This is a genomic window from Pseudomonas sp. IT-P74 (assembly GCF_949768175.1).
Lineage (GTDB): Bacteria > Pseudomonadota > Gammaproteobacteria > Pseudomonadales > Pseudomonadaceae > Aquipseudomonas.
Genome location: NZ_CATKQD010000022.1, coordinates 105,263 through 129,912, shown reverse-complemented (window position 1 = coordinate 129,912; position 24,650 = coordinate 105,263). Strand labels below are relative to the sequence as shown.

At 61.7% G+C, this 24,650-nt stretch carries 14 protein-coding genes; 10 read left to right on the top strand and 4 right to left on the bottom strand.

The window, feature by feature from the left end; genetic code table 11:
- The first annotated feature begins 175 nt into the window (after positions 1 to 175).
- The 6 genes from ACM6J5_RS14505 (at position 176) to ACM6J5_RS14480 (ending at position 12,332) form a co-directional block, all read left to right on the top strand.
- Positions 176 to 1,492: an MdtA/MuxA family multidrug efflux RND transporter periplasmic adaptor subunit gene (locus tag ACM6J5_RS14505; protein ID WP_095944773.1), complete on the top strand. Its 1,317-nt coding sequence runs from the start codon at positions 176 to 178 to the stop codon at positions 1,490 to 1,492.
- A complete protein-coding gene (locus ACM6J5_RS14500) occupies positions 1,489 to 4,593 on the top strand; it encodes an MdtB/MuxB family multidrug efflux RND transporter permease subunit (protein ID WP_414928793.1) in 3,105 nt (1,034 codons plus the stop codon). The genes ACM6J5_RS14505 and ACM6J5_RS14500 overlap by 4 nt, the downstream gene beginning before the upstream one ends.
- Entirely contained in the window at positions 4,590 to 7,697 is a 3,108-nt protein-coding gene (locus ACM6J5_RS14495; RefSeq protein ID WP_414928792.1) for an efflux RND transporter permease subunit, read from the top strand. Before ACM6J5_RS14500 ends, ACM6J5_RS14495 begins: the two co-directional genes overlap by 4 nt.
- Complete coding sequence (locus ACM6J5_RS14490) at positions 7,694 to 9,175, top strand: efflux transporter outer membrane subunit (RefSeq protein ID WP_150672908.1); 1,482 nt, start codon at positions 7,694 to 7,696, stop codon at positions 9,173 to 9,175. Before ACM6J5_RS14495 ends, ACM6J5_RS14490 begins: the two co-directional genes overlap by 4 nt.
- 206 nt (positions 9,176 to 9,381) lie before the next feature.
- A complete protein-coding gene (locus ACM6J5_RS14485; RefSeq protein WP_414928791.1) occupies positions 9,382 to 11,499 on the top strand; it encodes a putative bifunctional diguanylate cyclase/phosphodiesterase in 2,118 nt (705 codons plus the stop codon).
- A gap of 86 nt (positions 11,500 to 11,585) precedes the next feature.
- Positions 11,586 to 12,332, top strand: coding sequence for an SDR family oxidoreductase (locus ACM6J5_RS14480; protein WP_150672906.1), 747 nt, complete (start codon positions 11,586 to 11,588; stop codon positions 12,330 to 12,332).
- Between the two features lie 152 nt (positions 12,333 to 12,484).
- Here the strand turns inward: ACM6J5_RS14480 and mapR are convergent, their stop codons facing one another.
- The 3 genes from mapR to ACM6J5_RS14465 form a co-directional block, all read right to left on the bottom strand.
- Positions 12,485 to 13,894 carry a GntR family transcriptional regulator MpaR gene (gene mapR, locus ACM6J5_RS14475; RefSeq protein WP_095943607.1) on the bottom strand — a complete coding sequence of 470 codons (1,410 nt, stop codon included), beginning with the start codon at positions 13,892 to 13,894 and terminating at the stop codon, positions 12,485 to 12,487.
- Positions 13,895 to 14,024: 130 nt separating this feature from the next.
- Entirely contained in the window at positions 14,025 to 15,437 is a 1,413-nt protein-coding gene (gene ccoG, locus ACM6J5_RS14470) for a cytochrome c oxidase accessory protein CcoG (RefSeq protein WP_414928790.1), read from the bottom strand.
- A gap of 195 nt (positions 15,438 to 15,632) precedes the next feature.
- Positions 15,633 to 15,866 carry a DUF3203 family protein gene (locus ACM6J5_RS14465; RefSeq protein WP_414928789.1) on the bottom strand — a complete coding sequence of 78 codons (234 nt, stop codon included), beginning with the start codon at positions 15,864 to 15,866 and terminating at the stop codon, positions 15,633 to 15,635.
- Between the two features lie 121 nt (positions 15,867 to 15,987).
- Here ACM6J5_RS14465 and ACM6J5_RS14460 point away from each other — a divergent pair, with 121 nt between their 5' ends.
- Positions 15,988 to 16,485 (top strand): MgtC/SapB family protein, encoded by a 498-nt coding sequence (locus tag ACM6J5_RS14460; RefSeq protein WP_095943595.1) that lies wholly within the window; start codon positions 15,988 to 15,990, stop codon positions 16,483 to 16,485.
- Between the two features lie 40 nt (positions 16,486 to 16,525).
- Here the strand turns inward: ACM6J5_RS14460 and ACM6J5_RS14455 are convergent, their stop codons facing one another.
- Positions 16,526 to 16,693 carry a hypothetical protein gene (locus ACM6J5_RS14455; RefSeq protein WP_172435337.1) on the bottom strand — a complete coding sequence of 56 codons (168 nt, stop codon included), beginning with the start codon at positions 16,691 to 16,693 and terminating at the stop codon, positions 16,526 to 16,528.
- A 213-nt stretch (positions 16,694 to 16,906) separates the two neighbouring features.
- Here ACM6J5_RS14455 and ACM6J5_RS14450 point away from each other — a divergent pair, with 213 nt between their 5' ends.
- The 3 genes from ACM6J5_RS14450 (at position 16,907) to glgB (ending at position 24,644) form a co-directional block, all read left to right on the top strand.
- Positions 16,907 to 18,901, top strand: a complete 1,995-nt coding sequence (locus ACM6J5_RS14450) for an alpha-1,4-glucan--maltose-1-phosphate maltosyltransferase (RefSeq protein ID WP_414928788.1) — start codon at positions 16,907 to 16,909, stop codon at positions 18,899 to 18,901.
- Between the two features lie 167 nt (positions 18,902 to 19,068).
- Complete coding sequence (treS, locus tag ACM6J5_RS14445; protein WP_414928787.1) at positions 19,069 to 22,410, top strand: maltose alpha-D-glucosyltransferase; 3,342 nt, start codon at positions 19,069 to 19,071, stop codon at positions 22,408 to 22,410.
- A 2-nt stretch (positions 22,411 to 22,412) separates the two neighbouring features.
- Positions 22,413 to 24,644: a 1,4-alpha-glucan branching protein GlgB gene (glgB, locus tag ACM6J5_RS14440; protein ID WP_414928786.1), complete on the top strand. Its 2,232-nt coding sequence runs from the start codon at positions 22,413 to 22,415 to the stop codon at positions 24,642 to 24,644.
- Positions 24,645 to 24,650 lie beyond the last annotated feature (6 nt).

Below are 24,650 nucleotides of genomic sequence, written 5' to 3'. Positions count from 1 at the left end.
GTACCTTTACACTTATTAACGGCCTGGCCCTGTCCAGGCCGTTTTCATTTGTGTTTCAGTGTCTTGGATAAATCTCCTGCTACGTAAGCCAAAGGTAAATTGCCGGTAAAGGCGCTTTGCTTAAAACCCGCCAGTGCTTATCGTTCAGCCTCATGTAAAAAAGCCCACGCGCCCAATGGTTGATCACTCAATGCAATCCTCCGCTTCCCGTAGTCCCCGTCGCTGGCTGTTCGGCCTGCTTGTCCTGTTGGTCATCGCTGGCTTGTGCTGGAAGTTCTGGCCCGGCAGCGCTGCACCCAAAGAGGCTGCGGGGCAGAAAGCCGTCGCCGGGCAAACCGGCAGGTCAGGCGGAATGCGACCTGGATTCGGTGGCGCGTCCGGACCGGTACCGGTGCGAGTGGCGCCGGCGGTCAAGGGGGATTTCCCGCTTTATTTCAAGGCGCTGGGCACGGTCACGGCGCTGAATACCATCAATGTCCGCAGCCGCGTCGGCGGTGAGCTGGTCAAGATCCATTTCGAAGAAGGGCAGATGGTCAAGGCCGGCGACCTGCTGGCCGAAATCGACCCGCGCCCTTACCAGAATGCCTTGCTCCAGGCCGAGGGCACCTTGCTGCAGAATCAGGCGCAGCTGAAAAACGCCCAGGTCGACGTCGAGCGCTATCGCGGCCTGTACCGCGAGGACAGTATTGCCAAGCAGACCCTGGACACCGCCGAAGCACTGGTCGGTCAGTTCCAGGGCACGGTCAAGACCAATCAGGCGGCGGTCAACGACGCCAAACTCAATCTCGAATTCACCAGGATCCGCGCACCGATCACCGGTCGCGTCGGTCTGCGTCAACTGGACGTCGGCAACCTGGTAGCGGCCAACGACACCACCGCATTGGCGATCATCACCCAGACCCAACCGATCAGCGTGGCTTTCACCCTCCCGGAAAACAGCCTCGACACCGTTCTGGCCCGTTATCGCAGCGGCGCCAAGTTGCCGGCTGAAGCCTGGGATCGCGGTGATACCAAATTGCAAGCCACTGGCGTGCTGCAGAGTCTGGACAACCAGATCGACGTGACCACCGGCACCCTGAAATTCAAGGCCCGTTATGAGAACCGCGATCAGTCGCTGTTCCCCAACCAGTTCGTCAATGTGCGCCTGCTGGCCGATACCCTCAAAGATGTAGTACTGGTGCCTTCGGCCGCGATCCAGTTCGGTACCAACGGTACGTTCGCCTATGCCCTGGACGGTGACAAGAAGGTCAAGATCCGTCAGTTGAAAGTCGGCGCCAGTGACGGCGTGAACACTGTGGTCACCGAAGGCCTGTCGGCGGGCGACCGGGTCGTGTTGGAGGGCACCGACCGCCTGAAGGACGGCAGCGACGTGGAGGTGGTCAATGACAGCCAGGACGTGCCGACCACGCCAACCGAACACCTGCAAGGCAAGTCAGCGGTCAACGCGGCTGAGCCTGCGACCACTGACAAGGCGAAAAAGGGCGGCGCATGAATCTCTCGCGGCTGTTCATCCTTCGCCCGGTAGCCACCACGCTGAGCATGCTGGCCATTATCCTGGCCGGCGTCATCGCCTATCGTCTGCTGCCGGTGTCGGCGTTGCCCCAGGTCGATTACCCGACCATTCGCGTCATGACCCTGTACCCCGGCGCCAGCCCGGATGTCATGACCAGCGCGGTGACCGCACCGCTTGAGCGGCAGTTCGGGCAAATGCCCGGCCTGACGCAAATGGCTTCTACCAGTTCGGGCGGGGCGTCGGTGCTGACCCTGCGGTTCAGCCTCGACATCAACATGGACGTGGCCGAACAGCAGGTGCAGGCAGCGATCAACGCCGCGACCAACCTGTTGCCCAAGGACCTGCCGGCACCACCGGTGTACAACAAGGTCAACCCGGCCGACACGCCGGTGCTGACCCTGGCCATCACCTCCAAGACCATGCTGTTGCCCAAGCTCAATGACCTGGTCGATACGCGCATGGCGCAGAAGATTGCCCAGATCAGCGGCGTCGGCATGGTCAGCATTGCCGGCGGCCAGCGCCAGGCCGTGCGGATCAAGGTCAATCCGGAGGCCTTGGCCGCCAATGGTCTGAACCTGTCGGACGTGCGCACCCTGATCGGCGCCTCCAACGTCAACCAGCCCAAGGGCAACTTCGACGGCCCGACCCGGGTCTCGATGCTCGATGCAAACGATCAACTGACGTCGCCCAAGGACTACGCCAACCTGATCCTGGCTTACGCCAATGGCGCACCGCTGCGGCTCAAGGACGTGGCACAAATCGTCGACGGCGCCGAGAACGAGCGCCTCGCTGCGTGGGCCAACGAGAACCAGGCCGTGCTGCTGAACATCCAGCGTCAGCCCGGCGCCAACGTCATCGAGGTGGTGGACCGGATCAAGGCCCTGCTGCCGAGCATCACCGACAACCTGCCGGCCGGCCTCGACGTGGTGGTGCTGACCGACCGCACCCAGACCATCCGCGCCTCGGTCAAGGACGTGCAGCACGAATTGCTGATCGCCATCGCCCTGGTGGTCATGGTCACCTTCCTGTTCCTGCGTCGCGCCAGCGCCACGATCATTCCGTCGGTGGCCGTGCCGCTGTCGCTGATCGGTACGTTCGGCGTGATGTACCTGGCAGGCTTCTCGGTCAACAACCTGACCCTGATGGCCCTGACCATCGCCACCGGTTTCGTGGTGGACGATGCGATCGTCATGCTGGAAAACATTGCGCGCTTTATCGAGGAAGGCGACAGCCCGCTGAACGCGGCGCTCAAGGGCGCCAAACAGATCGGTTTCACCCTGATCTCCCTGACGTTGTCGCTGATTGCCGTGCTGATCCCGTTGCTGTTCATGGCGGATGTGGTCGGGCGCTTGTTCCGCGAATTCGCCATCACCCTGGCGGTGGCGATCCTGATATCCCTGGTGGTGTCCCTGACCCTGACGCCGATGATGTGCGCGCGGTTGCTCAAGCGTGAACCCAAGGAAGCAGAGCAGGGCCGTTTCTACCGTGCCAGCGGCGCGTTCATCGACTGGATGATCGCCGCCTATGGACGCAAGTTGCAGTGGGTGCTCAAGCACCAACCGCTGACTTTGATGGTGGCCATCGGCACTCTGGTGCTGACGGTATTCCTGTACATGGTGGTGCCCAAGGGCTTCTTCCCGGTGCAGGACACCGGCGTTATCCAGGGTATTTCCGAAGCACCGCAATCGATTTCCTTCACGGCTATGAGCGAGCGCCAGCAGGAACTGGCCAAGGTGATCCTGGCCGATCCGGCGGTCGAGAGCCTGTCTTCCTACATTGGCGTGGATGGCGACAACTCGACCCTCAACAGCGGCCGGTTGCTGATCAACCTTAAGTCGCACCACGACCGTGACCTGAGCGCCACGCAAGTGATTGCCCGGCTGCAACCGGAACTGGACAAGCTGGTGGGCATTCGCCTGTTCATGCAGCCGGTGCAGGACCTGACCATCGAAGACCGGGTCAGTCGCACGCAGTACCAGTTCAGCATGTCGTCACCGGACTCGGCGTTGCTGAGCCTGTGGAGCGGGCGTCTGGTCGAGGCCCTGGCCGACCGGCCGGAATTGACCGACGTCGCCAGCGATTTGCAAGACAAGGGCTTGCAGGTCTACCTGGTGATCGACCGCGATGCGGCGTCGCGGGTTGGGGTGTCGGTGTCGAACATCACCGATGCGTTGTACGACGCCTTTGGTCAGCGGCAGATATCCACGATCTACACCCAGGCCAGTCAGTACCGCGTGGTGCTGCAATCGCAGTCCGGCGAGAAGATCGGCCCGCAGGCGCTGGAGCAGATTCACGTCAAGACCACTGATGGCGGGCAGGTGCGCCTGTCCAGCCTGGCGCACATCGAAGAGCGTCAGGCACAACTGGCGATCACCCACATCGGCCAGTTCCCGGCGGTGATGATGTCCTTCAACCTCGCACCCGGCGTGGCGCTGGGGCATGCGGTCGAGATCATCGAGCAGGTGCAGAAGGACATTGGCATGCCGATTGGCGTGCAGACCCAGTTCCAGGGCGCGGCGCAAGCGTTCCAGGCTTCGTTGTCGAGCACCTTGCTGCTGATACTGGCGGCGGTGGTGACCATGTACATCGTGCTGGGCGTGCTCTACGAGAGCTACATCCACCCGATCACCATTCTTTCGACCCTGCCGTCGGCGGCGGTGGGCGCCTTGCTGGCGTTGATCCTGAGCGGCAATGACCTGGGCATGATCGCGATCATCGGCATCATTCTGCTGATCGGCATCGTGAAGAAGAACGCGATCATGATGATCGACTTCGCCCTCGACGCCGAGCGCAACCAGGGCATGGACCCGCAAACGGCGATCTATCAGGCGGCCTTGCTGCGTTTCCGGCCGATCCTGATGACCACCCTGGCCGCGCTGTTCGGTGCCGTGCCATTGATGCTGGCCACCGGTTCCGGCGCGGAACTGCGCCAGCCGTTGGGCTTGGTGATGGTCGGCGGGCTGTTGCTGAGCCAGGTGCTGACGCTGTTCACCACGCCGGTGATCTATCTGTATTTCGACCGTCTCGGTCGGCGCTGGGGCCGCAAGCCTGAGTCCGCGGAAGCGGTAGAGCAGCCATGAATCTTTCCGGACCTTTCATCAAGCGCCCGGTCGCGACCATGTTGCTGAGCCTGGCGATCATGCTGCTGGGCGGCGTGAGCTTCGGTTTGCTCCCCGTGTCGCCGCTGCCGCAAATGGACTTTCCGGTGATCGTGGTCCAGGCCAGCCTGCCGGGGGCGAGCCCCGAGGTGATGGCGTCCACCGTGGCCACGCCTCTGGAACGCTCCTTCGGCAGCATTGCCGGGGTCAACACCATGAGCAGCCGCTCCAGCCAGGGTTCGACCCGGGTGATCCTGCAATTCGACCTGGACCGCGACATCAACGGCGCAGCGCGGGAAGTGCAGGCGGCTATCAATGCCTCACGCACATTGCTACCGAGCGGGATGCGCAGCATGCCGACCTACAAGAAGGTCAACCCGTCCCAGGCGCCGATCATGGTGTTGTCGCTGACCTCGGATGTGCTGGAAAAAGGCCAGCTCTATGACCTGGCCTCGACGATCCTGTCCCAGAGCCTGTCCCAGGTGCAGGGCGTTGGTGAAGTGCAGATCGGCGGCAGTTCGCTGCCGGCGGTACGTATCGAGCTTGAACCGCAGTCGTTGAACCAGTACGGCGTGGCCCTGGACGATGTGCGCAACACCATCGCCAATGCCAACGTGCGCCGGCCCAAGGGGTCGGTGGAAGACGATCAACGGCTGTGGCAGGTCCAGGCCAACGACCAGCTGGAAAAAGCCCGGGACTACGAGTCGCTGATCATCCACTACAACGGCGGCGCGGCCCTGCGCCTGAAGGATGTGGCCAAGGTCAGCGATGGCGTCGAGGACCGCTACAACAGCGGTTTCTTCAACGACGACGCGGCGGTGCTGCTGGTGATCAACCGGCAGGCCGGCGCCAACATCATCGAGACGGTCAACGAGATCAAGGCGCAGTTGCCGGCGTTGCAGGCGGTGCTGCCCGCCAGCGTCAAGCTGAACCTGGCCATGGACCGCTCGCCGGTGATCAAGGCCACGCTGCACGAAGCGGAAATGACCCTGCTGATCGCCGTGGCGCTGGTGATCCTGGTGGTGTTCCTGTTCCTCGGCAACTTCCGCGCCTCGCTGATTCCGACCCTGGCGGTGCCGGTGTCGCTGGTCGGCACCTTTGCCGTGATGTATCTCTATGGCTTTTCGCTGAACAACCTGTCGCTGATGGCGCTGATCCTGGCCACCGGGCTGGTGGTGGACGATGCCATCGTGGTGCTGGAGAACATTTCCCGGCACATCGACGAAGGCGTGCGGCCGATGCAGGCCGCGTACCTGGGTGCCCAGGAAGTCGGTTTTACCTTGTTGTCGATGAACGTATCGCTGGTGGCGGTGTTCCTGTCGATCCTGTTCATGGGCGGGATCATTGAAAGCCTGTTCCGCGAATTCTCCATCACCCTGGCGGCGGCCATCGTGGTCTCGCTGGTGGTGTCGTTGACTCTGACCCCGATGCTCTGCGCCCGCTGGCTCAAGCCGCACACGCCGGGGCAGGAGAACCGTCTGCAACGCTGGAGCCGACGAACCAACGACTGGATGGTCGGCAAATACGCCACCAGCCTCGACTGGGTGCTGCGCCACAAGCGCCTGACATTACTCAGTCTGTTCGTGACAATTGGTGTGAACATTGCGCTGTATATCATTGTTCCTAAAACATTTTTACCGCAGCAGGATACCGGCCAGCTGATCGGTTTCGTGCGCGGCGACGATGGCCTGTCGTTCAGCGTGATGCAGCCGAAGATGGAGATTTTCCGCCGGGCGGTGTTGAAGGATGAGGCGGTAGAAAGCGTCGCCGGGTTCATTGGCGGCAATAACGGCACCAACAACGCCTTCATGCTGGTTCGCCTCAAGCCGATCAAGGAGCGCAGCATTTCGGCGCAGAAAGTCATCGAGCGCCTGCGCAAGGAAATGCCCAAGGTTCCCGGGGCACAACTGATGCTCATGGCGGACCAGGACCTGCAATTCGGTGGCGGTCGCGAGCAGACCACCTCGCAGTACTCGTACATCCTGCAGAGCGGGGATCTGGGGGCATTGCGCGAGTGGTACCCGAAAGTCGTGACCGCGCTCAAGGCCTTGCCGGAGCTGACGGCGATCGATGCGCGGGAAGGCCGGGGCGCCCGGCAAGTGACCCTGATCGTCGACCGTGACCAGGCCAAGCGCCTGGGTGTCGACATGGACATGGTCACGGCGGTGCTGAACAACGCCTACAGCCAGCGGCAGATTTCGACCATCTACGACAGCCTCAACCAGTATCAGGTGGTGATGGAGGTCAATCCGAAGTACGCCCAGGACCCGATCACGCTCAAGCAGGTCCAGGTGATCACCGCCGATGGCGCGCGGATCCCGCTGTCGACCATCGCCCATTACGAGAACAGCCTGGAAAACGACCGGGTCAGCCACGAAGGCCAGTTCGCCTCGGAAAGCATTGCCTTCGACATGGCCGAAGGCGTGACCGTGGAGCAGGGCGGTGCCGCCATCGAGCGGGCGATTGCCAAGGTCGGCCTGCCGGAAGACGTGATCGCGAAAATGGCCGGCACCGCCAACGCTTTCGCGGCGACTCAAAAAAGTCAGCCGTGGATGATTCTGGGGGCGCTGGTGGCGGTGTATCTGGTGTTGGGTGTGTTGTATGAAAGCTACATTCACCCGCTGACGATTCTCTCGACCCTGCCGTCGGCCGGGGTCGGCGCATTGCTGTCGATCTATGCGCTGGGTGGCGAGTTCAGTCTGATTTCGTTGCTGGGGCTGTTTCTGCTGATCGGCGTGGTGAAGAAGAACGCGATTCTGATGATCGACCTGGCGTTGCAGCTGGAACGAAACCAGGGCATGGCCCCGCTGGAGTCGATCCGCAGCGCCTGCCTGCAACGTTTGCGACCAATCCTGATGACCACGCTGGCGGCGATCCTCGGTGCCTTGCCGTTGCTGCTCAGCCGCGCCGAAGGGGCGGAAATGCGCCAGCCGCTGGGCCTGACCATCATCGGCGGGCTGATCTTCAGCCAGGTGCTGACGCTTTACACCACCCCGGTGGTTTACCTCTATCTCGACAGACTGCGCCATCGCTTCAATAAATGGCGTGGCGTGCGTACCGATGCTGCCCTGGAAACTCCGCTATGACTGAACGTTCGCTTTTCAACCTGGCTGCACCGCTGCTCACGGCTCGAGGCTCGCGCCTGTTGAGCCTGTCACTGTGCGTGGCGATGCTCAGTGCCTGCGCCGTCGGCCCGGATTACCAGCGCCCGCAAACCGCCGAGCCGGCGCAGTACAAGGCCGCAGAGGGCTGGCGTCAGGCCAACCCCAGCGATGCCCTGGCGCGTGGCGCGTGGTGGGAATTATATGGCGACCGGCAGCTCAACGACCTGATCGAAAAACTCAACAGCGCCAACCAGACCGTCGCCCAGTCCGAAGCGCAGTACCGCCAGGCCCAGGCCTTGGTGCGCAGCGCACGGGGGGCGTTTTTCCCGACGGTGGACCTGAACGTCAGCAAAAACCGTTCAAGCCAGGGCACCGGCAGCAGCAACTCCAGCCTGAGCAGTTCGTCCAGCGGTATTCGCGACACGTACTCGGCCCAGGCGGGCGTCAGTTGGGAGGCGGACGTTTGGGGCAAGCTGCGCCGGGGCCTCGAAGCCGACACCGCGAATGCCCAGGCCAGCTTTGCCGATCTGGCGGCCATGCGCCTGAGCCAACAGTCGGAGCTGGTGCAGAATTACCTGCAATTGCGGGTGATCGATGGCCAGAAGCGCCTGCTCCAGGACACGGTCGAGGCTTATCGGCGCTCGTTGAAGATGACCGAAAACCAGTACCGCGCCGGCGTATCGGGCAAGGACGCGGTGGCCCAGGCCCAGACGCAGCTCAAAGGCACCGAAGCCGATATGGTCGACTTGATCTGGCAACGCGCCCAGTTCGAGAACGCCATCGCCGTGCTGATCGGCCTGCCGCCTTCGCAGTTCAGCCTGGCGGAAAGCCAGGACATCCCGCAGTTGCCGCAAGTGCCGCCGGCACTGCCTTCACAGCTGCTGGAGCGTCGCCCGGACATTGCTTCCGCCGAGCGTTCAGTGATGGCCGCCAACGCTAATATCGGCGTGGCCAAGGCCGCCTATTACCCCGACCTGACCCTGAACATGAACGGCGGTTACAGCAGTAGCACCTACGCCAACTGGATCAGTCTGCCGAACCGTTTCTGGTCGGTCGGACCGCAATTGGCCATGACCCTGTTCGACGGCGGCCAGCGCTCGGCGGAAGTCGACCGCAGTGAAGCGGCCTATGACGAAACGGTGGCCAAGTACCGTCAGACCGTGCTGGACGGATTCCGCGAAGTGGAAAACTTCCTGGTGCAGCTCAAGGTGCTTGAGGACGAAGCTGTCGTGCGCCAACAGGCACTGGATGCTGCCCGGGAATCGTTGCGCCTGACCCAGAATCAGTACAAGGCCGGTTTGATCGCGTACATCGATGTGGTGGTGACCCAGGCGGCGGCGCTAAGCAATGAACGCAGCAACCTGGACCTGTTGCAAAGCCGCCTGATCGCCAGCGTGCAGTTGATTGCCGCGTTGGGGGGTGGCTGGGACGGGCAGCTTGAGGTGAGCGATAGCCGATAGCGCAATCCCTGTGGGAGCAAGCTCACCCCCACAGGTTTTGTGCGTTAGAAAGGAGTTAATGTAAAACCTTAAAACAAGCGTTTCATCGGACTGATGGCCCTTTGCTCATTTTGTGAGTGCGTTCTTATTTGGAATCAGTACAATCGCCGCATTTTCCCCCCAGCGAGAATCAATACCAATAAGGGGGGCATTCGCGAGAATTCTCCATGCTCATCGGCAGCTATTCCCCCACCCTGGTCATCATTTCGCTCTGTGTAGCGATTCTCGCTTCATACACCGCACTCGACCTTACCGGACGCATCGCCACCGCCAAAGGCCGCGCCGTGCATTTGTGGACGGCGGGCGGGGCCGTTGCCATGGGCATCGGCATCTGGTCGATGCACTTTATCGGCATGCTCGCGTTCAAGTTGCCGATCGATCTTGGGTATGACGGCGCCATCACCCTGTTGTCGCTGCTGATCGGCGTGCTTTCCAGCGGTTTTGCGCTGTGGCTGGTCAGCCAGCCGCAATTGCCGGCCTGGCAACTGGCCTTTGGCGCGTTGGTCATGGGCGCCGGCATCAGCGCGATGCACTACACCGGCATGGCCGCCATGCGCATGCAACCGGGCATCGACTACGACCCGACGCTGTTCGGCGCCTCGCTGTTGATCGCGGTCGGCGCTTCGGGCGCGGCATTGTGGATCGCTTTCCATCTGCGCCAGCACACGCCTTATGTCCGACTGATCCGTGGTGGCGCCGCCGTGATCATGGGCATCGCCATCGTCGGCATGCACTACACCGGGATGGCCGCCGCACGCTTTGCCGATGGCAGTTTTTGTGGAGCAGCGGTCAATGGATTGAGCGGCAATGGCCTGGACAACCTGGTGCTGATCACCACGTTGGCGGTGCTGAGCATTGCCTTGCTGACCTCGATCCTCGATGCACGCCTGGAAGCTCGCACCGCGAGTCTGGCCCGGTCGCTGACCGAGGCCAACCGTGAACTGACCCAACTGGCCCTGCACGACACCCTCACCGGGTTGCCGAACCGTACACTGCTCGCCGATCGAATCGATCAGGCCATGTCGCGGGTCAGGGAACAGGGAGGGTGCTTTGCCCTGATGTTCATCGACCTGGACGGCTTCAAACCGGTCAACGATGCCTTCGGCCACCACATGGGCGATCTGCTGTTGCGCGAAGTGGCCGTGCGCCTGCGCGAAGACTTGCGCAGCCAGGACACCCTGGCGCGCATCGGCGGCGATGAGTTCGTGTTGCTGGTGCAGTTGAGCGAACAGAACGACGCCTTGAACCTGGCGGCCCGTCAGGTCGGATTGATCGCGCGTGCGTTCCGGGTTGCCGAACATGATTTGCACATTTCCGCCAGCGTCGGTATCGCGCTCTACCCGGGTAACGGCCAGTCCGCCCACGAATTGTTGATGAACGCCGACGCGGCGATGTACCACGCCAAGGGCGCGGGTAAAAACGGCTACAGCTTTTTCGATGCTTCGATGAACAGCAACGCCCGCAAACAGCTGCAATTGCTGCAGGACCTGCGCAATGCCGTGGAACAGCAGGAATTCAGCCTGCATTACCAGCCCAAGTTCGACGCCGCCAATGGCCGGCCAGTGGGCGCAGAGGCCTTGTTGCGCTGGGAGCACCCGACGCAAGGGATGCTGTTGCCGGACAAATTCATCGACATGGCGGAAAAAACCGGGCTGATCATTCCAATCGGCGAGTGGGTGCTCAACGAAGCGTGCCGCCAGATGCGCGAGTGGTACGTGTTGGGCTACACCGATTGGCGCATCGCGGTGAACCTGTCGGCCATTCAGTTTTGCCATGCCGGGTTGGTCCAGAGCGTCGCCAAGGCATTGGCGACCCACCATCTGCCGGCCAACAGTCTGACCCTGGAAATCACCGAAACCACCGCCATGAGCGATGCCGATGCGAGTATGACGGTGCTGCAGGAACTGTCGGAAATGGGTGTCGACCTGTCCATCGACGATTTTGGTACGGGCTATTCGAGCTTGATGTACCTCAAGCGCTTGCCGGCCAACGAACTGAAAATCGATCGGGGGTTTGTGCGGGACCTGGAGCACGACAGCGACGACGCTGCGATCGTTTCGGCCATCGTCGCCCTCGGCCAGGCGCTGGGGCTGCGCATCGTCGCCGAAGGTGTGGAGACGGGTGTGCAACAGGATTTCCTGACTCAGCTCGGCTGCGATTCGTTGCAGGGTTACCTGCTGGGGCATCCGCTGCCGGCCGCAGGGTTCATGATGGAAATCCATCGCGGGGAGCAATTGGTCGAACCGCTCAAAGCCAGTACCGAGCGTGAAATGTCGGTGACATGACAGCTGACGTGAAGCCATGCAAAAAACGCCAATGGCGGTTATTCTTGCCCCCGACCGCTTAAGCTTCGATTGGGGGAAAAGCTCGCATGGACAAAGTCATCGTCATCACCGGCGGTAGCCGCGGCATTGGTGCGGCCACCGCTCTGTTGGCCGCCGCGCAGGGCTATCGGATCTGCATCAACTATCAGGCGGACGAACGGGCCGCCCTCGGCGTGCTGGAGCAAGTCCGCGCACTCGGTGCACAAGCCATTGCAGTGCGGGCCGACGTCAGCATCGAAGACGAAGTCATCGCGCTGTTCCATCGGGTGGACAGTGAACTGGGCCGGGTCACCGCGCTGGTGAACAACGCCGGCACCGTCGGACAAAAGTCTCGAGTCGACGAGATGTCCGAGTTCCGCATTCTCAAGATCATGAAAACCAACGTCCTGGCGCCGATCCTCTGTGCCAAGCACGCGATCCTGCGCATGTCGCCCAGGCACGGCGGGCAGGGCGGCAGCATCGTCAACGTATCGTCGGTCGCCTCGCGATTGGGGGCACCCAACGAGTACGTGGATTATGCAGCGTCCAAAGGCGCGCTGGACACCTTCACCATCGGCCTGTCCAAGGAAGTGGCGGGCGAGGGGATTCGGGTCAACGCCGTGCGTCCGGGCTACATCTACACCGATTTCCATGCCTTGAGCGGCGATCCGGATCGGGTCAGCAAGCTGGAGTCGGCGATTCCTATGGCCCGGGGCGGACGTCCGGATGAAGTGGCGGAGGCGATTGTCTGGTTGCTGTCGGACAAGGCTTCTTATGCGACGGGGACTTTTGTTGATCTGGGTGGTGGGCGTTAACGCTTCAGTTTTGTGTTGTTGAATATGGCCTCATCGCGAGCAGGCTCGCTCCCACAGTGGATCTCCAGTGTTCACAGATATTGTGTGCACCGATAAACCCTTGTGGGAGCGAGCCTGCTCGCGAAGGCGATAGAGCAGGCAACATCCAACCCTCAGAACGACCGTACAATCCGCCCCAACGTCTCCATCGCCTTCTCCGATTCCTCGGTCCACGGACTGCCATAATTCAACCGAATACAGTTCCTGAAACGCTGGGTCGGCGAAAAGATCGGCCCCGGTGCGATGCTGATGCCTTGGGCCAATGCCATCTGGAACAACTTCAACGAATCCATCTGCTCCGGCAATTCCAGCCACAGAAAGTACCCGCCGGCGGGTTGGCTCACCCGCGTCTGTGCCGGGAAATAGCGAGCGATGGCGGCGAGCATGGCGCTTTGCTGGTCTTCCAGGGCGTGGCGCAATTTGCGCAGGTGCCGGTCGTAGCCACCGTGTTGCAGGTAATCGGCGATGGCGGCCTGGGCCGGCATCGAAGCGCACAGCGAGGTCATGAGTTTCAGTCGTTCGACTTTCTGCGCGTAACGCCCGGCGGCGACCCAGCCGATGCGGTAGCCGGGGGCCAGGCTCTTGGCGAACGAGCCGCAATGCATCACCAGGCCTTCGGTATCGAAGGCCTTGGCCGGTTTCGGTGCTTGCTGGCCGTAATACAGTTCGGCGTAGACATCGTCTTCGATCAGGGGCACCTGGTGGCGCCGCAACAATTCAACAAGCTGCTGTTTCTTTACCTCGGGCACGGTCGCGCCCATGGGGTTCTGGAAGCTGGTCATGCACCAGCAGGCCTTGATCGGATGGCGCTCCAGGGTTTGTTCGAGCACACCGAGGTCGATGCCATCGCGCGGGTGCACGGGAATTTCCACGGCCTTGAGTTTCAGTCGCTCGAGCACTTGCAGGCAGGCGTAGAACGCCGGTGCTTCGATGGCCACCAGATCGCCGGGCTCCGTCACCGCTTGCAGGCACAGGTTCAGTGCTTCGAGGGCGCCGTTGGTGATCAGCAGTTCTTCCATGGGCAGCATCAGCCCGCCGACCATGTAGCGCAGGGCGATTTGCCGACGCAGTTGCGGGTTACCCGGCGACATGTCGGTGACCACCATGCGCGGGTCCATCTCGCGGCTGGCGCTGGCCAGGGAGCGGGACAAGCGTTGCAGGGGAAACAGCGTCGGGCTGGGGAACGCCGAGCCGAAGGGCACGGTGTTCGGGTCCTTGATCGAGTCGAGCACCGAAAACACCAGTTCGCTGACGTCGACTTCCGTGGACTCGTTGACCTCATTGCTGATCACCGGCTCGGAAAACGGCCGGGGTGCATGGGCGTTGACGAAGTAGCCGGAGCGCGGACGGGCGCGGATCAGGCCACGACGTTCCAGCAGGTAATAGGCCTGGAACACCGTGGACGGGCTGACGCCGTAGGTCTGGCTGGCGTAGCGCACCGACGGCACCCGCTGGCCGGGACCCAGGACGCCGGAGCGGATCAGTTCTGCGATGTCGTCGGCGAATTTTTCGTAGCGTTTCATCAAAAGCCCGGTTGAGGTCATTCAGGAAAACGAAGTGATTTCATCGCGAGCAGGCTCGCTCCCACAGGTACTGCGCCGTTTTGTGTGGGAGCGAGCCTGCTCGCGAATGGCAGCACCGCAGTGTAAAGGCTCAGCGATTCATCGGCGCAACAAACCGGCTCTTCGCCACGCTGTAGACACCAGGCTCATCGCTGTCGACCACCTTGAAGCCGATGCTCTGCGAACTGCTGGCAGGGCGCTCCGTGAGCATTGCCACCGACACCGGCACATCGACAATCTCGCCCGGCGCCAGGCTGAATTCGGTCTTGCCCTGCAACTGGAAATCACCGGCATCGACCAGGCTCAATTGATAGTCCTGACGCTGTTGGGTCTTGTTGATCACCTTCAGACTGTAGATGTTTTCGATCTGCCCCTGGCTGTTCTCGCGGAACAGGCCCCGGTCCTTGCTGACGTCGAGGGACACCATCGGCCGTTCCACCAGCGCCATCACCAGGGCGGCAATCATCACCAGCAGCACGGCGGTGTAGCCGATCAGGCGCGGACGCAGCAGGTGTGTCTTGCCACCCTGCAACTGATGCTCGGACGTGTAGCTGATCAACCCTGGGGCGTAGCCCATTTTGTCCATGATCGAATCACAGGCGTCGATACATGCGGCGCAACCGATGCATTCCATCTGCAAGCCATCGCGAATGTCGATGCCGGTCGGGCAGACCTGTACGCACAGCTGGCAATCGATGCAATCGCCCAAACCGACTTCGGCGGGTTTGACCTCGCGCTTGCGCGGGCCACGGTTTTCGCCTCGGGCCACGTCGTAGGAAATGGTCAGGGTGTCCTTGTCGAACATCACGCTCTGGAACCGCGCATAGGGGCACATGTGCATGCACACCGCTTCACGCAGCCAACCGGCATTGATGTACGTGGCGCCGGTAAAAAACAGCACCCAGAACAGGCTGACGCCACTCATCTGGAAGGTCAGCAGCTCTTCGGCCAACGGCCGGATCGGCGTGAAGTAGCCGACGAACGTCAGGCCGGTCAGCAGGCTGATGGCCAGCCACAAGGTGTGCTTGGCCGAGCGCCGCATCAGCTTGTTCAGGCCCCAGGGCGCGGCGTGCAACTTGATCCGCTGGTTGCGTTCGCCTTCGGTGATCTTCTCGCACCACATGAAGATCCAGGTCCACGAACTTTGCGGGCAGGTGTAGCCGCACCAGACCCGTCCCGCGAATACGGTGATGGCAAACAGGCCGAACGCGGCGATGATCAACAACGCCGAAAGCAGAATGAAATCCTGCGGCCAGAAAGTGGCGCCGAAGATATGGAACTTGCTTTCGGAAAGGTCCCAGAGCACCGCCTGGCGGCCGCCCCAGTTCAGCCACACAGTGCCGAAAAACAGCAAAAACAGAAAACCGGCGCCGCTGATGCGCAGGTTGCGGAACAGCCCGGTGAAGCTGCGGGTGTGGATCAGGTTGTCGCTGGATTTGGCCTTTATCTTTGGACGCGAAGGCTCGAAGGTTTCTACGGTTCGGACGGGGATTCTTTCGCTCATGGTCTTTCGCTCATCAGCCTCCATCAGGCATGAGCACTATGAGCGGCGATCTGTTTGCATAACAGACTCAGGTATTGCATTAAAAAGCGGATCAGATGGTCGTGTCCGCACCACCTGCGACAACTTGAAGCACCCGTCGTTGTCGGGCCCAAGGGCCTTTCCAAAACAGTGACGGCAGGTGCGGATCAATCCCGGTCAAATCACCGAACCACTGTCGGTGGCTTTCAGGTGCCGGCGTCCATCCACCGCGCCTGCGACGGTCAAGGCGTCTGCCTCGGCTTCCGTGATGTAGATGCGCTGACCTTCGATGTCCACCGCCGACATGGCCTTGGCACCGTCGGTGATGATGGTCACGTCGGGACACAGACGAATGAGTTCGCCATTTTCAGTGGTGAAAAAGCAGGTCTGGTTCTCGATGCGCACAGTCATGGCGGGGTCCTTTTTTCAATGGAATCTAAAGTTTCAGGCCGCAGCCACCGGTCATCGTTCTGTGCAACCGATTAAAGGTCGCTGCGGTCCACCCTCCATGGCCTCTCACAAGGACAACCCCATGAATACCTGGTGGCACGAAGTCTGGCTGACCCTGCAAGCCGAGTTCACCGACATCGCCGATGCCTCGCAACTGACACGAGTGACCGTGCGCCTGTTGATGGCCGCGGTGCTGGGCGGGATTCTCGGGTTCGAGCGTGAACACCAGGGCAAGGCTGCCGGCGTGCGTACCCACATGCTGGTGGCGATGGGGGCGGCGCTGTTCGTGTTGGTGCCGCAGATGTCCGGTTCGCAGGCCGATGCCATGAGCCGGGTGGTGCAGGGCGTGATTGCCGGGATCGGCTTCCTGGGGGCCGGCACCATCCTGAAAAACCACGATGGCGATGAGGGCCACGTCAAAGGCCTGACCACCGCCGCCGGCCTGTGGATGACCGCCGCCATCGGCGTCGCGGCCGGACTGGGCCGGGAGGCGACGGCGGTGCTCAGTACGTTGTTGGCGCTGGGGGTGTTCAGTGTGATGCCGGGGATTGTGAAACTGATCGACAGGGATCACCCATGAGCTCGTTCTCCTGCCAGCACGGGGGAACGATCAACTGTCGTCATTCAGGGTTCACAATCACCGGTGGCATCGTCGGTGGCGGTTCTTCCCTTGGCGGCGGGTTCTTGTCGGGCGGATCCTGTTCGGGTATCGGCTGCGGTTCGCTCGGCGGTATCACCGGGTTGTCGATGTTGGGATCGGGGGTGTCCGCCGGGAATGGATTGTTCATTGTCAAGCCTCAGTGGCACATGGCGTGAGTCGTGCTTAAGTAGATGGACTGATCGGTTGACCGCGGCACGAAGGACTTGATTCCGGAAATTGTCGATGAAACTTTCCCGGCGGCTGTCGCTCGGAACCTAAGTGAGTGCATTCCGGGGCGGATCGCCCGGCGGGGTGGCGACCAGACACAAGCGCGTCCATGGGGCGTAAGGAGAGAGGCTCGATGACGGCTGAAAAACCGACTGAGTTGAGCTACAACCCGCACATGCCGCTGTCGCAGGCGCTGTTGCTGCCACGTATCGTCATTGAAAACATCATGCCGACCCTTGAGGGCGGACAATTCGCGGTCAAGGCCGTGGTGGGGCAGGACGTAGTGGTGACGGCCAAGGTCTTCGCCGACGGGCATGACAAGCTGGCGGTTCGCGTGCGCTGGCGGGCCGAAGACGAGGGCGCCTGGCAAAGCGCAGCCATGCACGACCTGGGTAACAACGGTTGGCAAGGGCAGTTCCGGGTCGCCAGCCAGGGCCGTTATCTGTTCTGTATCGAAGCCTGGATCGATCAGTTCGCCAGTTTTTGCTACGAGCTGGAAAAGAAACATGCGGCTGCCGTTCCAGTCAGCCTGGAATTGCAGGAAGGGCGGATTCATGTGCAACAAGCCGCCGAACGCAGCGAAGGGCATCTCAGCGAGCAACTGGCGGCGTTGCACCATGAACTGTCAGGGCTGCTTGAAACCGAGCAGATTGCACTGTTTTTGCACCCGCGTAGCGCCGACCTCATGGCCCGCGTCGATCATCGCGCCTACTTGAGCCTGAGCCCGGAGTACCCGGTGGATGTGGAGCGCGAACTGGCGCAGTTCGCCAGTTGGTATGAATTGTTCCCGCGTTCGATCACCGACAGCCCGGCGCGCCATGGCACCTTCAATGACGTGCATTCGCGGCTGGCGATGATCCAGGACATGGGCTTCGACGTGCTGTATTTTCCGCCGATCCACCCGATCGGGCGCAGCTACCGCAAGGGCCCGAACAATTCGCTGACGGCGGGCCCCGATGATCCGGGCAGCCCCTATGCGATTGGCAGCGAGGAGGGCGGTCACGAGGCGATTCACTCGCAGTTGGGCACCCGCGAAGACTTCCGCCGACTGGTGGCGGCCGCCGCGGCCCATGGCCTGGAAATCGCCCTGGATTTTGCCATCCAGTGCTCCCAGGACCATCCGTGGCTCAAGCAGCACCCGGGCTGGTTCAACTGGCGGCCGGACGGCACGATCAAGTATGCGGAGAACCCGCCGAAGAAGTACCAGGACATCGTCAACGTCGACTTCTATGCCCCGGATGCAATTCCGAGCCTGTGGGTGGAACTGCGCGACATCGTGGTCGGCTGGGTCGAGGAGGGCGTGAAGATTTTCCGCGTCGATAACCCGCACACCAAGCCGTTGCCGTTCTGGCAGTGGCTGATCGCCGATGTACGGGCGCTGTACCCCGAGGTGATCTTCCTTGCCGAAGCCTTCACCACCCCGGCAATGATGGCGCGCCTGGGCAAGGTCGGTTATTCCCAGAGCTACACCTATTTCACCTGGCGCAACACCAAGGTCGAACTGGCGACCTACTTCACTGAACTCAACGAGTCGCCCTGGCGCGAATGCTACCGGCCGAACTTTTTCGTCAATACACCGGACATCAACCCGGCGTTCCTCCACGAATCCGGGCGCCCCGGGTTTCTCATCCGCGCCGTGCTGGCGACCATGGGCTCTGGCCTGTGGGGCATGTACTCGGGTTTCGAGTTGTGCGAGTCGGCACCGGTGCCGGGCAAGGAGGAGTACCTTGACTCCGAGAAGTACGAGATCCGCCCCAGGGACTTCAACGCGCCGGACAACATCATTGCCGAGATCGCCCAACTCAACCGTATCCGTCGGCAGAACCCGGCGCTGCACACGCATCTGGGCCTGAAGGTCTACAACGCCTGGAACGACAACATCCTGTACTTCGGCAAACGCAGCGCCGATGGAGGCAATTTCATCCTGGTGGCGGTCAGCCTCGATCCGCACAACGTGCAGGAGGCGAACTTCGAGTTGCCGCTGTGGGAAATGGGCTTGCCGGACTACGCCAGCACCCACGGCGAGGACCTGATGAATGGCCATCGCTGGACCTGGCATGGCAAGCAGCAATTCATGCGGATCGACCCGGCGTATCAGCCGTTCGGGATTTGGAGGATAACTGTTTAAACGCAAAACCTGTGGGAGCGAGCTTGCTCGCGATAGCAATTTTGTGGGCAACTTTTTTGTTGAATGTTCAATTGTCATCGTGAGCAAGCTCGCTCCCACAGGCAAGTCATCGCGTTCGAGGCAGGCGAACGGTCCAGCGGCTTTATCGAATTCACCAGGAGTTTCACATGGCGAAGAAACCCAAGGCAGCCACGTTCATCAAGGACCCGCTCTGGTACAAGGACGCGGTGATCTATCAAGTCCACGTCAAATCGTATTTCGACTCCAATAACGACGGGATTGGCGACTTTCCCGGCCTCATCGCCAAGCTCGACTACATCGCCGACCTGGGCGTCAACACCATCTGGCTGTTGCCGTTCTATCCCTCGCCACGGCGCGACGACGGTTATGACATCGCCGAGTACCGCGGCGTACATACCGACTACGGCACCCTGGCCGATGCCAGGCGTTTCATTGCCGAGGCGCACAAGCGCGGCCTGCGGGTGATCACCGAACTGGTCATCAACCACACCTCCGACCAGCACGCCTGGTTCCAACGGGCGCGCAAGGCCAAACCCGGATCGGCGGCGCGGGACTTCTATGTGTGGTCCGATGACGATCATAAATACGACGGCACCCGCATCATTTTCCTCGACACCGAGAAGTCCAACTGGACCTGGGATCCGGTGGCTGGCCAGTACTTCTGGCACCGTTTCTACTCCCACCAGCCGGACCTGAACTTCGATAACCCGCAAGTCATGAAAGCGGTGCTGTCGGTGATGCGTTACTGGCTCGACATGGGCATCGACGGATTGCGCCTGGACGCCATTCCCTACCTGATCGAGCGTGACGGCACCAACAACGAGAACCTTCCGGAAACCCACGACGTCCTGAAACAGATCCGTGCCGAAATCGACGCCAACTACCCCGACCGCATGCTGCTGGCCGAGGCCAATCAATGGCCGGAGGACACACAGCTGTACTTCGGCGATACCGACAAGAAAGGCCTGAACGGCGACGAATGCCACATGGCCTTTCACTTCCCGTTGATGCCGCGCATGTACATGGCGCTGGCCCAGGAAGATCGCTTCCCGATTACCGACATTCTGCGCCAGACCCCGGACATTCCCGCCAACTGCCAGTGGGCAATCTTCCTGCGCAACCACGATGAGCTGACCCTGGAGATGGTCACCGACAAGGAACGCGACTACCTGTGGAATTACTACGCCGCCGACCGTCGCGCGCGGATCAACCTGGGGATTCGCCGTCGCCTGGCGCCACTGATGGAGCGCGACCGCCGCCGGGTCGAGCTGCTCAACAGCCTGCTGTTGTCCATGCCCGGCACGCCGACCCTGTATTACGGCGACGAAATCGGCATGGGCGACAACATCTACCTCGGCGACCGCGACGGTGTGCGTACGCCGATGCAATGGTCCATCGACCGCAACGGCGGTTTCTCCCGGGCCGACCCGGCGAGCCTGGTGCTGCCGCCGATCATGGACCCGCAATATGGCTACCTGTCGGTCAACGTCGAAACCCAGGCCGGCGATCCGCATTCTCTGCTCAACTGGACCCGGCGTCTGCTCGCCGTGCGCAAGCAATCCAAGGCCTTCGGACGCGGTACGTTGAAGATGCTGTCGCCGAGCAACCGGCGGATTCTGGCCTACACCCGTGAATACACCGGAGTGGACGGCAAGCACGAAGTCATTCTGTGCGTGGCCAACGTGTCGCGCAGTGCCCAGGCCGCCGAGCTGGATCTGTCGGCCTACGTCGGCATGGTGCCGGTGGAAATGCTCGGGGGTAACGCGTTCCCCCCCATCGGCCAGTTGAATTTCCTCCTGACGCTGGCGCCTTACGGCTTCTACTGGTTCGGCCTTGCCGCGGAAAACCAGATGCCGAGCTGGCACGTGGAGCCCGCACAAGGCCTGCCGGACTTCACCACGCTGGTGCTGAAAAAGCGCATGGAGGAACTGCTGGAGGCGCCGTCGCGCACCACGCTGGAACAAAGCATTCTGCCCAGCTGGCTGCAAAACCGTCGCTGGTTCGCTGGCAAGGACGCCGCCATCGAACAGGTCGATATGGTCTATGGCGTGCGCTTCGGTGATCCGCAGCATCCGGTGCTGTTCAGTGAGATCAATGTCACCAGTGGTGGTCAGAGCAGCCGTTACCAGTTGCCGTTTGGCTTCATCTCGGAAGATCAGGTCGGTACTCCGTTGCCGCAGCAGTTGGCATTGTCACGGGTACGGCGCGGACGCCAGGTCGGCCTGATCACCGATGCCTTCAGCCTGGACACCTTTGTGCACGCCGTATTGCAGGGCATTCAGGCCGGTACCGTGTTGGCCTCCAGCGATGGCGACATCCGCTTCGAGTCCACCGCGGAGCTGGAAAAACTCGGCCTCAATGCCGAGTCGCCGGTACGTTATCTGTCCGCCGAACAGTCCAACAGCTCGGTGGTGATCGGCAACAGCCTGGTGCTGAAGCTGATCCGCAAGGTCGCCTCCGGTGTGCACCCTGAGCTTGAAATGAGTGCGTACCTGACCGAAGCCGGGTTCAGCAATATTTCGCCGTTGCTGGGGGCCGTGGTGCGCCGGGACGGGGCGGGCGAAGACAATTTGCTGATGATCGCCCAAGGCTATCTGAACAACCAGGGTGACGCCTGGGAATGGACGCAGAATAACCTCGAGCGGGCGCTACGCGATGAACTGGCCGACGCCGTGTCCGAGCAGGAGCAACATTACAACGCGCTCGGCGAACTGAAAGATTTCGCCGCTATGCTCGGTCAGCGCCTGGGGGAAATGCATCAGGTGCTGGCGGCGCCCAGTGCCAACCCGGACTTCTTGCCCCAGGTCACCACGCAGAAAGAGGCGCTGGCCTCGGCCAGGGATGTTACGGCGCAAATCGAGCACGCGCTGAACTTGCTCAAGCAGCATAAGAATCAACTGAATTCGGCGGACCAGACCCTGGTCGGCCGTTTACTGGACAACAGGAAAGCCATCCTCGGCCATGTTCAAGCGTTGGGCAAAAAGACCGCGGGCGGCTTGCGCATTCGTGTACACGGCGACCTGCATCTGGGGCAGGTGCTGGTGATCAAGGGCGATGCCTACCTGATCGACTTCGAAGGCGAGCCGGCCCGGCCATTGCATGAACGACGGGGCAAACACAGCCCGTACAAGGATGTCAGCGGTGTGCTGCGTTCCTTCGACTATGCGGCGGCGATGGCGATCAATGTGCAGAGCGTCGACAACACCGCAGCGGCCGATGCTGCGCGCTTGCGGGTCACCGATCGCTACTTGAGCGAGGCGCGGCAAGCATTTGTCGACGCTTATCGGCTGGCGGCAGCCAGTCTTGCCCATGCATGGCAAGATCCCGAAGGCGAGGAGGCCGCGCTGGCGTTGTTCGGGCTGGAGAAGGCGGCGTATGAAGTGGCTTATGAGGCGGAAAATCGCCCCGCCTGGTTGCCCGTGCCGTTGCACGGTTTATATGGATTATTGAGTGGGCTTAAACCCTTTTCCGATCTTGGTGGAGAGTAGTCATGAGTGTCTCGAACAAGGAACAGGGTCATCACAAAGAAACGCTGCTGCCCAGCGCACGGGATATCGATGCATTGGTGCGTGCCGAGCATATCGATCCTTTCGCCATACTCGGCCCCCACGCCGATGGTGCCGGCGGGCAATTCATTCGCGCGTACCTGCCGGGCGCCCTGAGTGTCCAGGTGTTGGCCAGGGACTCCGGCGAGGAGCTGGGTCAACTTGAAACCACGCAGACGCCGGGGTTGTTCGTCGGGCATTTCCAGCATGCGCAGGCGTATCTGCTGCGTACCCATTGGGCCGGCGGCGAGCAGACCGCAGAAGATCCTTACAGCTTCGGCCCGTTGTTGGGCGAAATGGATTTGTACCTGTTTGCCGAAGGCAATCACCGCGACCTCAGCGCGTGCCTGGGCGCGCAACTCAAGACCGTGGACGGCGTCGACGGCGTGCGTTTCGCCGTGTGGGCGCCGAATGCCCGGCGGGTCTCGGTGGTCGGCGATTTCAACGTCTGGGACGGGCGCCGGCATCCGATGCGCCTACGTCATCCCACCGGCGTCTGGGAGTTGTTCATCCCGCGCCTGCAAGCCGGGGACACCTACAAATACGAAATCCTCGGCGCCCACGGCATCCTGCCGTTGAAGGCCGATCCCGTGGCGCTGGCCACCAGTCTGCCACCGGACACCGCCTCTAAAGTCGCCTCGCCGTTGAACATCGACTGGCTGGACCAGGACTGGATGATGTCCCGGGGCGACCGTCAGCGGGTGACGGCGCCGTTGTCGATCTACGAATTGCACGCCGGCTCGTGGCAATGCGAGCTGGACGACCTGGGCGAAGTGGCGCGCCAGTACACCTGGCCCGAATTGACCGAGCGGCTGATTCCCTATGTCAAAGACCTGGGCTTCACCCACATCGAACTGATGCCGATCATGGAACACCCCTTCGGCGGTTCGTGGGGTTATCAGTTGCTGTCGCAATTCGCGCCGAGTGCGCGCTATGGCACGCCGGACCAGTTCGCCGCGTTCATCAACGCCTGCCACCAGGCCGAACTCGGGGTGATTCTCGATTGGGTACCGGCGCATTTTCCCACCGATATCCACGGCCTGGCCCAGTTCGACGGCACGGCGCTGTACGAGTACGGCAACCCGCAGGAAGGGTTCCACCAGGACTGGGACACACTCATCTACAACCTGGGCCGCACCGAAGTGCACGGCTACATGCTGGCGTCGGCGCTGCACTGGCTCAAGCATTTTCATGTCGACGGCCTGCGGGTCGATGCGGTGGCCTCGATGCTGTACCGCGACTACTCGCGCAAGGCCGGCGAGTGGGTGCCGAACCGCCATGGCGGGCGAGAGAACCTTGAAGCCATCGACTTCCTGCGCCACCTCAATGACGTAGTGGCCCTCGAGGCGCCCGGGGCGCTGGTGATCGCCGAGGAATCCACCGCATGGCCGGGTGTCAGCCAGGCCACGCAACAGGGCGGCCTGGGCTTTGCCTACAAATGGAACATGGGCTGGATGCACGATTCGCTGCATTACATCCAGCAAGACCCGGTGTACCGCGCCCATCACCACAACGAGCTGAGTTTCGGCCTGGTGTATGCGTGGTCAGAGCGCTTCATCCTGCCGATCTCCCACGATGAAGTGGTGCACGGCAAACACTCATTGATCGACAAGATGCCCGGTGATCGCTGGCAGAAATTCGCCAACCTGCGGGCCTACCTGAGTTTCATGTGGGCGCATCCGGGCAAGAAGCTGTTGTTCATGGGCTGCGAGTTCGGCCAGTGGCGCGAATGGAACCATGACCAGCAACTGGACTGGTACCTGTTGCAATACCCCGAGCACAAAGGTGTGCAGAAACTGGTGGCCGACCTCAACCGCTTGTACCGCGAAGCGCCGGCGCTGCATGAGCAGGACGATGTGCCACAGGGATTCCAATGGCTGATCGGCGATGACGCGATCAACAGCGTTTATGCGTGGATGCGCTGGAGCAAGGATGGCGAACCGGTGCTGGTGGTGGCCAACTTTACGCCGGTGCCACGGGAAGCTTATCGCGTCGGGGTGCCGTTTGCCGGGCAGTGGAACGAGGTGTTCAACAGCGATTCGTCCATCTATGCCGGTTCCAACTACGGCAACAGTGGCGGGGCGGTTGCCGAGGAAGCGCCGAGCCATGGCCAGGCGTTGTCGCTGGTGCTGAATTTGCCGCCGTTGGCGGTGTTGATGTTAAGGCCGCAGGGCTGATCCGAA

What these genes read in the sequence shown, in the direction of transcription:
- ACM6J5_RS14505 (WP_095944773.1), top strand. Translation starts at nt 176, where the DNA reads ATGGTTGATCACTCAATGCAATCCTCCGCTTCCCGTAGTCCCCGTCGC.
- ACM6J5_RS14500 (WP_414928793.1), top strand. Translation starts at nt 1,489, where the DNA reads ATGAATCTCTCGCGGCTGTTCATCCTTCGCCCGGTAGCCACCACGCTG.
- ACM6J5_RS14495 (WP_414928792.1), top strand. Translation starts at nt 4,590, where the DNA reads ATGAATCTTTCCGGACCTTTCATCAAGCGCCCGGTCGCGACCATGTTG.
- ACM6J5_RS14490 (WP_150672908.1), top strand. Translation starts at nt 7,694, where the DNA reads ATGACTGAACGTTCGCTTTTCAACCTGGCTGCACCGCTGCTCACGGCT.
- ACM6J5_RS14485 (WP_414928791.1), top strand. Translation starts at nt 9,382, where the DNA reads ATGCTCATCGGCAGCTATTCCCCCACCCTGGTCATCATTTCGCTCTGT.
- ACM6J5_RS14480 (WP_150672906.1), top strand. Translation starts at nt 11,586, where the DNA reads ATGGACAAAGTCATCGTCATCACCGGCGGTAGCCGCGGCATTGGTGCG.
- mapR (WP_095943607.1), bottom strand. Translation starts at nt 13,894, where the DNA reads ATGAAACGCTACGAAAAATTCGCCGACGACATCGCAGAACTGATCCGC.
- ccoG (WP_414928790.1), bottom strand. Translation starts at nt 15,437, where the DNA reads ATGAGCGAAAGAATCCCCGTCCGAACCGTAGAAACCTTCGAGCCTTCG.
- ACM6J5_RS14465 (WP_414928789.1), bottom strand. Translation starts at nt 15,866, where the DNA reads ATGACTGTGCGCATCGAGAACCAGACCTGCTTTTTCACCACTGAAAAT.
- ACM6J5_RS14460 (WP_095943595.1), top strand. Translation starts at nt 15,988, where the DNA reads ATGAATACCTGGTGGCACGAAGTCTGGCTGACCCTGCAAGCCGAGTTC.
- ACM6J5_RS14455 (WP_172435337.1), bottom strand. Translation starts at nt 16,693, where the DNA reads ATGAACAATCCATTCCCGGCGGACACCCCCGATCCCAACATCGACAAC.
- ACM6J5_RS14450 (WP_414928788.1), top strand. Translation starts at nt 16,907, where the DNA reads ATGACGGCTGAAAAACCGACTGAGTTGAGCTACAACCCGCACATGCCG.
- treS (WP_414928787.1), top strand. Translation starts at nt 19,069, where the DNA reads ATGGCGAAGAAACCCAAGGCAGCCACGTTCATCAAGGACCCGCTCTGG.
- glgB (WP_414928786.1), top strand. Translation starts at nt 22,413, where the DNA reads ATGAGTGTCTCGAACAAGGAACAGGGTCATCACAAAGAAACGCTGCTG.